9 protein-coding genes and 1 pseudogene are annotated in these 8,472 nt (G+C 64.1%); 4 read left to right on the top strand and 6 right to left on the bottom strand.

The window, feature by feature from the left end; all coding sequences use genetic code 11:
• Positions 1-203: pseudogene (locus QZ213_RS20150) on the bottom strand (hypothetical protein); the annotation flags it as partial.
• A gap of 200 nt (positions 204-403) precedes the next feature.
• On the opposite strand from QZ213_RS20150, the gene QZ213_RS20145 reads away from it, so the two are divergent.
• Positions 404-1,423 carry a KpsF/GutQ family sugar-phosphate isomerase gene (locus QZ213_RS20145; protein WP_291687855.1) on the top strand — a complete coding sequence of 340 codons (1,020 nt, stop codon included), beginning with the start codon at positions 404-406 and terminating at the stop codon, positions 1,421-1,423.
• Positions 1,424-1,560: 137 nt separating this feature from the next.
• Here QZ213_RS20145 and QZ213_RS20140 read toward each other — a convergent pair whose 3' ends face one another.
• On the bottom strand, positions 1,561-2,106 hold the full coding sequence (locus tag QZ213_RS20140) for a carboxymuconolactone decarboxylase family protein (protein WP_291687854.1): 546 nt from the start codon (positions 2,104-2,106) through the stop codon (positions 1,561-1,563).
• A gap of 93 nt (positions 2,107-2,199) precedes the next feature.
• Here QZ213_RS20140 and QZ213_RS20135 point away from each other — a divergent pair, with 93 nt between their 5' ends.
• Entirely contained in the window at positions 2,200-2,526 is a 327-nt protein-coding gene (locus tag QZ213_RS20135) for a helix-turn-helix domain-containing protein (RefSeq protein WP_291687853.1), read from the top strand.
• A 1-nt stretch (position 2,527) separates the two neighbouring features.
• Here QZ213_RS20135 and QZ213_RS20130 read toward each other — a convergent pair whose 3' ends face one another.
• The 3 genes from QZ213_RS20130 to hemH all read right to left on the bottom strand — a co-directional run bounded on the left by QZ213_RS20130 (position 2,528) and on the right by hemH (position 5,189).
• Positions 2,528-2,974 carry an NfeD family protein gene (locus QZ213_RS20130; protein WP_291687852.1) on the bottom strand — a complete coding sequence of 149 codons (447 nt, stop codon included), beginning with the start codon at positions 2,972-2,974 and terminating at the stop codon, positions 2,528-2,530.
• Positions 2,975-2,987: 13 nt separating this feature from the next.
• Positions 2,988-3,986, bottom strand: a complete 999-nt coding sequence (locus QZ213_RS20125; protein ID WP_291687851.1) for an SPFH domain-containing protein — start codon at positions 3,984-3,986, stop codon at positions 2,988-2,990.
• Between the two features lie 162 nt (positions 3,987-4,148).
• A complete protein-coding gene (hemH, locus tag QZ213_RS20120) occupies positions 4,149-5,189 on the bottom strand; it encodes a ferrochelatase (RefSeq protein ID WP_291687850.1) in 1,041 nt (346 codons plus the stop codon).
• Between the two features lie 91 nt (positions 5,190-5,280).
• On the opposite strand from hemH, the gene QZ213_RS20115 reads away from it, so the two are divergent.
• A complete protein-coding gene (locus QZ213_RS20115; protein ID WP_291687849.1) occupies positions 5,281-5,679 on the top strand; it encodes an MAPEG family protein in 399 nt (132 codons plus the stop codon).
• A gap of 25 nt (positions 5,680-5,704) precedes the next feature.
• On the opposite strand, the gene QZ213_RS20110 is transcribed toward QZ213_RS20115, so the two are convergent.
• Positions 5,705-7,795 (bottom strand): M3 family metallopeptidase, encoded by a 2,091-nt coding sequence (locus QZ213_RS20110; protein ID WP_291687848.1) that lies wholly within the window; start codon positions 7,793-7,795, stop codon positions 5,705-5,707.
• Positions 7,796-7,924: 129 nt separating this feature from the next.
• Between QZ213_RS20110 and QZ213_RS20105 the strand changes: the two genes are divergently transcribed.
• Positions 7,925-8,185, top strand: coding sequence for a hypothetical protein (locus QZ213_RS20105; RefSeq protein ID WP_291687847.1), 261 nt, complete (start codon positions 7,925-7,927; stop codon positions 8,183-8,185).
• Positions 8,186-8,472: the final 287 nt, after the last annotated feature.

Below are 8,472 nucleotides of genomic sequence, written 5' to 3'. Positions count from 1 at the left end.
GTGTTGTAGCTGGTCTTGTCGTTCACCCTGCGCAGCGGCGAATCCTGCGGCCGAACGAAACCGTCGCGTTCCGGGCGGAACAGGTCTGATGTGACCGCCTGGGCCTGCGCCGGGGTCTCATCGAGCGCGATCAGCGCAAGGCACGGCAAGAGCGCGCGTAACAGGATCACGCGCCTGCGGCGGCCCCTTGCTGGACCCGACATCACGATGGAAATACCCCAACGAATTCATACGCTTGCCGACCGGGTTCCACGCAGGCGCGGAAAACGTCATTAATGGAGTTAAGACAATTATGGTTAATGAGACGTTGAGAACCGCCGCTCCGCGTCGCATCGCGAAATCGGCCGTGCTAAAGAGAGGCCCGCGGCGAATCTCACCTTCCCCGCCCCCTTCGGAACCAGACATGGCTCATTCGAAACCGCTGATGGCGAAATCATCCGGGACAGACGCGAACGCCGCCGTTCAATCGGCCTTGCGCACGCTCGATGCCGGGGTCAGCGGCGTCAGCGCGATTGCCGCGGCGCTGCAGGGCACGCTCGGGCCGGCCTTTGTCGCCGCCGTCGACACCATCCGCGAGGCCAAGGGCCGCGTCATCGTCACCGGGCTCGGCAAGTCCGGCCATGTGGCGCGCAAGATCGCAGCCACGCTTGCCTCCACCGGCACGCCCGCGTTCTTCGTGCACGCCGCCGAAGCCGGCCATGGCGATCTCGGCATGATCACGCCCGACGATGTCATCATCGCGCTGTCGTGGTCCGGCGAGCAGCCGGAAATGAAGAACCTCGTCAATTATTCGAAACGTTTTGCAATTCCGATGATTGCCGTGACCTCCAATGCGGCCTCACCGCTGGGCCAAGCCGCGCAGATCGTGCTGGAGCTGCCAAAGGCGCGCGAGGCCTGCCCGCACAATCTGGCGCCGACCACTTCGTCGCTGATGCAGGCCGCGATCGGCGACGCGCTCGCCATCGCGCTGCTCGAAGGCCGCGGTTTCACCGCGCTGGAATTCGCCAATTTCCATCCCGGCGGCAAGCTCGGGGCCATGCTGAAGTTCGTCCGCGACATCATGCATACCGGCGACGCCATCCCGCTGAAGCCGCTGGGGACGAAAATGTCGGACGCGCTGGTGGAAATGTCGGCCAAGGGATTCGGTTGCGTCTGTATCGTGGACAAGGGCGGCGATATCGCCGGCATCATCACCGACGGTGATCTGCGCCGTCACATGCGGCCCGACCTGATGACGGCCTTGGTCGACGAGGTGATGACGGACAATCCCAAGACCATCGGCCCCGGCATGCTCGCCAGCGAAATCATGCGCGAGAGCGTCGATGCTTCGAGGCCCGCGGTGTCGGTGCTGATCGTCGCCGAAGGCAAAAAGCCGGTCGGCATCGTGCACGTCCACGACGTGCTGCGCGCAGGCGTGGCGTAGCCTTCTCGTCGTTCCGGGGCGCGCGTTAGCGCGAACCCCAGATGTGCAATTGCACATCTGGGAACCTTGAGATTCCGGGTCTGGTCCTTCGGACCAACCCGGAATGACGTCGACAACAAAGCGTCCCGCAATGACGGTTAGGCCACCTTCGGAAACCGCGCCGCCTTTTCCTCCAGCGGCAAATCGAGCCCGTTCGCCAGATACGACACGGTGCGATAGAAGCCGCAGAGCAGGATGATCTCGAAAATCTTCGCGTCGTCGTAATGCGCCGACAACGCCCTGAACTCGGCGTCGCTCAGGGTGGCACAGTGATGCAGCGCATCGACCGCCGCGATCAGGGCCTGTTCGCCCGCCGACCAGCACGGCGCATCGGCGGCCCCGCACGCGGTGGCGCCGACCTGCTCGTCGGTCAGTTGCGCCGCGGCCGCAAAGGTCGCGACATGCACGCCCCACTCATATTCGCAACCCGTCAGCGCGCAGGTGCGGTCGATGACGATTTCGCGTTCGCGCAACGAGAGCGGCCCCTTGTCCAAAAGGCTGCCGGCGCGGAATTTCTCCCAGGCCCGGGCATGGCCCGCGACGACCCGGAACAGGACAAGCGGCGGGGCGCCGCGCATGATGCGGTCGAACTGTCCCTGGATTTCCGGAGCATACGGCGGCTCAAGCGGCGCAATGCGTGACATGACGGGCTCCCGTGCTACAATAAACGTAGCGCAATGCTACATTATCTGTAGCAGACCGCAAGGGAGCTTCTAATGCTCAAACGAGCCTCAGCCATGAACAAAACGGAGAAGAAACCCGGCGTGCGCGGCTCCAGGACCGGCCGGCCGATCATGGTGCTGCTCGACCTGTTGGGCCGGCGCTGGTCGTTGCGGATCCTGTGGGAACTGCGCGATAAGCCGCTGACGTCGCGCGCGCTGCGCGCAACCTGCGACGAAGCCTCGCCCACGGTGCTGCAGGCGCGGCTGTCGGAGCTGCGCGAGGCGGGCTTTGTCGAGCTTCTTCCAGCAGGGGGATATGGCCTCACCGGACTGGGCCGGGAATTGAACGAAACCTTCCTGCCGCTGCATCGCTTCGCCGAACGATGGAGCAAATCGCACTGAACTAGGCCGCAGCCACCGTCAGGCTGGCGCCGTCGGCCTGGACGATCCTGACCCGGCTGCCGGCTGGCGCATCGGGGCCGGCGACGCGCCAGATAGTGTCATCGATCCGCACCGTGCCGGCGCCGTCGATGATCGGCTTTTCCAGCGTGAACACCCGTCCCACCAGCGCGTCCGCGCGCTTGTTGAGGAACGGATTGCTCGCGCTGACAGCCTTGCCGGAAAGCGCGATGCGCCGCCACAGCGGCACCGCGCAGGCGGCGAAGATCGCGAACATCAGGATCTGCGTCTGCCAGGCTGGATTGATCACGAATGACAGCAAGCCGACCAGCAGCGCCGCGAGCCCGAGCCAGAACAGGAACACCCCGGGCGCCAGCAGCTCGAGCGCCATCAGCACGATGCCGAAGATCAGCCAGTTCCAGCTGCCTAGCGTGGAGAACATATCGGTCATGGGATGAACCTCATCATGGCCGCGGCGTCACGGGCGGCGGGGTCGGACCTGCCGGCGGCACCGAGGAGCGGCGCGCGGCGGCCTGCGCCGATGCCGCGCTTTCCCCGAACGTCGCTTTCGCGATCTCGCCTATGCCGGCGAGCGATCCCAGAATGCTCATCGCCTCGATCGGCAGCATGATGATCTTCTGGTTCGGCGAATCCGCGAGTTGCCCGAACGCCTTGATGTACTTGTCGGCGATGAAGTAGTTCAGCGCGGCGACATCGCCCTTTGCGATCGCCTCGGAGACCATCTGGGTCGCCTTGGCCTCGGCTTCGGCGGAGCGTTCGCGCGCCTCGGCGTCGCGGAACGCGGCCTCCTTGCGGCCTTCGGCCTGCAGAATCTGGCCCTGTTTGGCGCCCTCGGCACGCAGGATTTCCGATTGCCGCTGGCCCTCGGCCTGCAGGATGTCGGCGCGCTTGACGCGCTCGGCCTTCATCTGCCGTCCCATCGCCTCGACGAGGTCGGCGGGCGGCACGATGTCCTTGATCTCGATGCGGTTGACCTTGAGCCCCCACGGCGACACCGCCGCGTCGACCACGCGCAGGAGCCGCTCGTTGATCTCGTCGCGATGCGACAGCACCTGGTCGAGATCCATCGCGCCCATCACCGAGCGGATGTTGGTCATGGTCAGCACGATGATCGCCTGATTGAGATTGGACACCTCGTAGCTTGCCTTGGCGGCATCGAACACCTGGAAGAAGGCGACACCGTCCACCGTCACGGTGGCGTTGTCCTTGGTGATCACCTCCTGCTCCGGGATGTTAATCACCTGCTCCATCATGTTCATCTTGCGGCCGACGCGGTCGAAATAGGGGACGATGATGTTGAGCCCCGGCGCCAGGGTGCGGGTATATTTGCCGAACCGCTCGATGGTCCAGTCGTAGCCCTGCGGCACCGTCTTGACGCCGGCAAACAGCGTGAAGACAACCAGCAGCACCAGCGTAATGGCGAAAATGTCGAAACCGCTCATAAATCCTCCAATGCCCCGCACGAAACGCGACCGGGCGCACGCTTGTTTGTCTGCATACCGGCCGCGCTGGTTCAGTCCGCGCTTTTCGAACAGAGGTAAGGCCGGGTTGGCCGTCCGCCAGATACGAGGCGACTAAATCCCGGTGCAAATCCCCATTAAACGCTATATCCAGCCCTGAAGCTCGCGCAGCACCAGTTGGCGGATGACGTCCATGCCGGGGTCGCTGTCGTTCAGGCAGGGGATGAAAGCAAATTGCTCGCCGCCGTTGTGCTTGAATATCTCCGCGTTTTCCTGCGCGATTTCTTCCAACGTTTCCAGGCAATCGGCGGAGAAACCGGGGGTTATCACCGCGATGCGCCGTATGCCTTCCTTCGCCAGCCGCTCCATGGTCTTGTCGGTGTAGGGTTTTAGCCACTCGTCGAAGCCGAAGCGCGACTGAAAGGTCAGCAGGAGTTTCGACGCATCCAGGCCCATGCGCCTGCGCAACGCATCTGTCGTGGCGATGCATTGCGCCTGGTAGGGATCGCCCTTGTCGACATATTTCTGCGGCATGCCGTGGAACGAGGCCACGATCAGCTCCGGCTGAAATGGCAACGTCGCAAGATGCGCTGATATCGAGACCGCCAGCGCGTCGATATAGTCGGGGTCGTCGAAATAAGGCGGGCTCACCCGCAGGGTCGGCTGCGCGCGCATGCCGGCGAATACGCGAAACACTTCGTCGCAGACGGTCGCCGACGTCGCAGCCGAGTATTGAGGATAGAGCGGCACCACCAGCAGGCGATCACAGCCCCGCGCGGTCAACGCTTCGATCCCCGCACGGATCGACGGATTGCCGTAACGCATCGCCCAATCCACCTCAATGTGGTCGTGGTCGGCGATGCTGCGAGCGAGCTTTTCCGACTGCGCGCGCGTAATGGTCTTGAGCGGAGATTCGTTCCGCTCGGTGTTCCATATCTTCAGGTAGTCGCGCGCCTTGCGGCCGGGGCGGATGCGCAGGATGATCCCGTTCAATATCAGCTTCCATAACAGGCCCTGATCCTCGATCACTCTGGCGTCGCTGAGAAACTCCTTGAGATAGACGCGCACGCCCCTGGCGTCGGCCGTGTCGGGGGTGCCGAGATTGACCAGGAGCACGCCGACGCGTTCGGGCCTGATTTCGGCAGCCGCGGGCTTTGCGCTTTCGATGGGAACAACCGCTGTCATGATGGCTGTGGCTTCGCGCGTTGGGCTATCCTTGTCAAGATAATGGCCCTTTCGGTACTGTCACCCCCTTTACCGCGGGTCGGGGGAAGCCATGACGGTCGCCGAATGGTGCGTTTTCGGAACGCTGATGCTCTATCTGCTGACGATCGGATCCGTGAAGTGGATCGCCTTTCGCCGCTTCGACAACTCCAAACCGCGCGATACCGCCTTTTACGCCGACCCCCTTCGCGCGCGTGCGCTGGGCGCCCATCAGAACGGCATCGAGGCGTTTCCGTTCTTCGCCGTCGCGGTGTTGCTGGCGGAGTTCCGCGCCGGCCCGCAGCGGCTGATCGACGAGTTGGCGGTGTTGTTCCTGATCGTGCGCATCGCCTATGTCTTCACCTATCTCGGCGACCGGCCGACGCTGCGCTCGATCCTGTGGAGCCTCGGCTTTGCGATCAACCTGGCGATTTTCTTCATGCCGCTGACCCGCGGTTTTTGGCCGGGCTGAGGCAGAGCCCGGCCGAGAAGCCGCCTCAGGCGGCCGCGGGCGTTTCCAAAAGGCCGCGGCGGCGCAACAGCGCGTCGGGCTCAGGCTCCCGGCCCCGGAACGCGACATAGGCGTCTTCGGGATCGCGCGAGCCGCCGGAGGAATAGATGTCGTCGTGCAGGCGTTTTGCGGTCGCCGGATCGAAGATATTGCCGGCCTCCTCGAAGGCGCCGAAGGCGTCGGCATCCATCACCTCGGACCACATGTAGCTGTAATAGCCTGCCGCATAATGATCGCCGGAGAAGATATGGCCGAACTGGGTCGGCCGGTGCCGCAGCGAGATCTCCGCGGGCATGCCGATCTTTTCCAGCTCCTGGCGCTCGAACGCCCGCACATTGGAGATCGCGGAAGCCGGCTGGGTGTGGAATTCGAGATCGATCAGCGCCGAGGAGACGAATTCCACCGTGGCAAAACCCTGGTTGAATTTGCGCGCGGCGAGGAAGCGTTTCAAGAGGTCGTCCGGCAGCGGCTCGCCGGTCTGGTAATGCCGGGCAAACTGGCGCAGCACCTGCGGTTGCTCCTGCCAATGCTCGTAAAGCTGCGAGGGCAGCTCGACGAAGTCGGTGAAGACAGAAGTGCCCGACAGCGACGGATAGGTCACGTCCGACAGCATCCCGTGCAGGCCATGCCCGAATTCATGAAACAGCGTCCTGGCGTCGTCCGGCGACAACAGCGACGGCTCGCCGTCGGCGCCCTTGGAGAAATTGCAGACATTGATGACCAGGGGCGCGACGGCGCCATCGAGCTTCTGCTGGTCGCGCAGCGACGTCATCCACGCGCCCGAACGCTTCGAGGGCCGGGCAAAATAGTCACCATAGAACAGCGCCTGGTGGCGGCCGGCGCTGTCCTTGACCTCCCAGACCCGCACGTCCGGGTGCCAGACCGGAACATCCCTGCGCTCGGAGAAGGTGACGCCGAACAGCCGGGTGGCGCAGTCGAAGGCGGCCTCGATCATGTGATCGAGCGACAGATAGGGCTTGATGGCGGCGTCGTCGAAATTGGCCCGGCGCTGCCGCAGCTTTTCGGAGTAATAGCGCCAGTCCCATGGCGCCAGCGCAAAGTTGCCGCCCTCCTCCGCGACCAGCGCCTGCAGGTCGTCGCGATCCCGGAGCGCCCGGGCCCGGGCGGGCTTCCAGACCCGCTCCAGCAGGCCGCGGACGGCTTCCGGAGTCTTGGCCATAGAATCTTCCAGCCGGTAGGCGGCGTAGGTCGGAAAGCCGAGGAGCGCAGCGCTCTCTTCGCGCAGCTTGAGGATCTCCAGGATGGTTTCGTTGTTGTCGTTGGCATTGCCGTTGTCGCCGCGCGCGGCGAAGGCCTTGTATACTTTCTCGCGCAGCTCACGCCTGGTCGAGCTCTTCAGGAACGGCTCGACCGAGGAACGCGACAAGGTCACGATCGCCTTGCCGGCCATGCCGCGCTCGCTCGCGGCGGCCCTGGCGGCGGCGACAAAACTGCCGGGAAGGCCGGCGAGATCGGTCTCCTGCAGTTCCATGAACCAGTCCTGCTCGTCGCCGAGCAGGTGGTGGCTGAACGCGGTGCCGAGATGCGCCAGCCGCTCGTTGATCTCGGCCATCCGCATCTTCGCCGCTTCGTCGAGGCCGGCGCCGGCGCGGTGGAAGCGGGTGTAGGTGCGCTCCAAGAGCCGCTTCTCCTCGCCGGTCAGACCGAGGCTGGCGCTGACGTCGCGCAGCAACGCGATCCGGCCGAACAGCACCGCGTTCATCATGATCGGGTTCCAGTGCCGCGCCATCCGCAAGGACACCTCCTTGTCGATCTCGAGAAGCGCCGGATTGGAGTGCGCCCCCACCAGGTCGTAGAACACCCCCGCCACCCTGGAGAGCAGTTTCCCGGAGCGCTCCAGCGCGGTGATGGTGTTGGCGAAGTCCGGCGCCGCGGGGTCGTGCTCGATGGCGGCGATCTCGGCGGCGTGATCGGCAAAGGCCTGCTCGAAGGCGGGGAGGAAATGTTCCGGCTTGATCTCGGCGAATGGCGGCGTCTCGAACGGCGTCTGCCACGCCTTCAGAAGCGGGTTTGCCTGAGGCTGCGTGGCCACCGTCATTTGCTGGATCTCCGACATCACCATTCCCGTCTTGGCGCCAGATTGGCTGCGTCAGCTATATCACGCGATGGGGCTTTTTTGGGCCTTTTACGCTTGATACAGCTGGCCTTTTCATAGAGATTGCGGCTCGAAACAGGACCCCCGTTCATGAGCTCGCAGCCCTCTCCGACCGCGCCCCGCCAGATCATCTGGCCCAGCGTCATCACCGTCATCAGCGCGGCGATCCTGATCGGCGCCGAAGTGTTCGGCGCGGCATTCGCCGGCGGCTGGGCGCTCGCGATCCTGCTTGGCCTCGACGACACCGGCGCGCACATCCTGCAGGCCGTGCTGTTCGCGGTCGGCGTCTTCGTGATGGCGGCGTTCATCCGTGCCGCGCAGCGCGTCGAGCCGTTCACGCGGCGCGCCTGAGTCGGCTGCACTAACAAGCCGCTCTTCGCTTGCGTCGAATGCTTACACTTCCTTAAAGAAACTTAACGTCTGTTCACTTTCGCCGCCGCGCGAGCGCTCCCACAGCGACAGTGCAAGCACCTGTTAGGGAAATTTCCCCGCAGCCTAAAAAAAATCTTGCGAAGCGGAGTCAAAACGCTTATTTCCGGTCTTGCCCAATTTCGCACGTGCCTGTGGTCGTGTGTCAGTCGGTAGGTATCCGGACAAGAGGCCGGACAGCCGCCAAGGGATGAAGAACCGAGGGTCGC

The organism is Bradyrhizobium sp. (assembly GCF_017881085.1).
GTDB lineage: Bacteria > Pseudomonadota > Alphaproteobacteria > Rhizobiales > Xanthobacteraceae > Bradyrhizobium.
Note: the sequence above shows the minus strand (reverse complement) of the source record. Positions and strands in the feature narration are given on the sequence as shown.